This window comes from Streptomyces sp. NPDC002577 (genome assembly GCF_053594815.1).
This window is the reverse complement of the sequence record NZ_JBSFWK010000108.1, coordinates 1-1,307: the sequence shown is the minus strand read 5'-3', so window position 1 is coordinate 1,307 and position 1,307 is coordinate 1. Positions and strand designations below refer to the sequence as shown.

Sequence of the window (1,307 nt, the reverse complement as noted above, 5' to 3'; positions counted from 1 at the left end):
GTCCTGGTGACCTGGAGTTACGTGGCGGCGCTCGCGCTCGGGGTGTTGATCGGGCTGCTCGCGGCCGGCGGGGGCTGCACGGCCTTCGCCTCCGTTCGCCCCAGGTTCCTCGTGCCCTTGTCCGGGGCCGTGTTCCTGCTGTCGGGGTATGGCGCGACCGTCCCCGTCACGACGTATTTCGGCGACTGGACACCGCAGTCCGTGCGGACCAGGAACGACTGTCTGCTGCTGTTCATCCTGCTGTTCGTGGTCTACGGGGTGCTGCTCGGGCGGGCCGTTCGGGCGCGGGTGAGCCGGGGCGGCGACGGGCGAAAGGCCGGGCTGGCGGCCGTCTGCGCGCTGGCCGTCTGCGCGGTCGCCGTGGCGGGTCTGGTCCCGCCGTTGTACGGGCTGGGCAAGGAGATGCGGGTGCGAGCCGCGCAGTGGGACCGGCAGGACGCATCGCTGCGGCGGCAGGCGGCCGCTGGGGCCACCAGCCTGCCGTACGAGCCGCTGCCCATCCGGGGGATGCCCGAACCGTTCCAGTCCGGGCCCCGCTGGGAGCGGTACTGGCCGGCCCGCTGCGTGGCGCGCTACTACCGGGTTGCGACCATCACCCTGCCGTCCACACGTCGCCTCCCCTGGATGGCGCAGTCGGGGTGACCGCCCGGGCGAGGGGCGGTTAGGCCTCGGGACAGTGCCGAGACCACTCCGAGGAGCCAGACCGTGTCCCAGGCGGCCGAGACATCCGTACGAGGATCGATCCCGCAGCAAACGCTCCCGGATTCCGTCCCACAGGCCGGCGATGAAGGCTTAGCGCGCCTGTTGGGGCGTGGGGTGGCGGTGTTGGCCGGATGTGTTCTGCTCCTGCTTGGTGTGGCATGTGTGCTGGGGATCGAGGTGCGTCCGAGCGCCGACGAGTGGTGCTTTCTGCCCGTGGCGCGCGACGAGGGCGCGGGCGCGATCGTCGACAAGTTCTACAACCACGACAACGGCCGCCTTTTCAACGCGCTGATCGTGGAGGCCTACAGCGCCCTCGGCGTCCTCGGACTGCAGCTCTTCCCCGCCGTCAGCGCCGTGGTGACCGTGACCGTGCTGTGGGCGCTGGCGCGGCAGATCTGGCGGGTCATGGGGTTCGGCGGGCCGCGCGGCCTGCCGCTGCTCACCGCCACCACCGTCACCGTGCTCTTCCTGCTCGGCAGCGAGAACACATACCAGACCTTCTACTTCACCGCGGCCAATGAGTCGCACACGTTGCCGCCGGTTTTGGCCTGTGCTGCGTTGTGGGGCGGTCTTGCGGCGCGTAGGCGTGGGCAGCGGGTGGCGGC

General features: G+C 70.9%; 2 pseudogenes. Both read left to right on the top strand.

Features of this window, described 5'->3' with window-relative positions:
* A pseudogene (locus tag ACWD4J_RS44095) lies at positions 1 to 642 on the top strand (DUF6056 family protein); the annotation flags it as partial.
* Between the two features lie 222 nt (positions 643 to 864).
* Positions 865 to 1,307 (top strand): annotated as a pseudogene (locus ACWD4J_RS44090) (DUF6056 family protein); the annotation flags it as partial.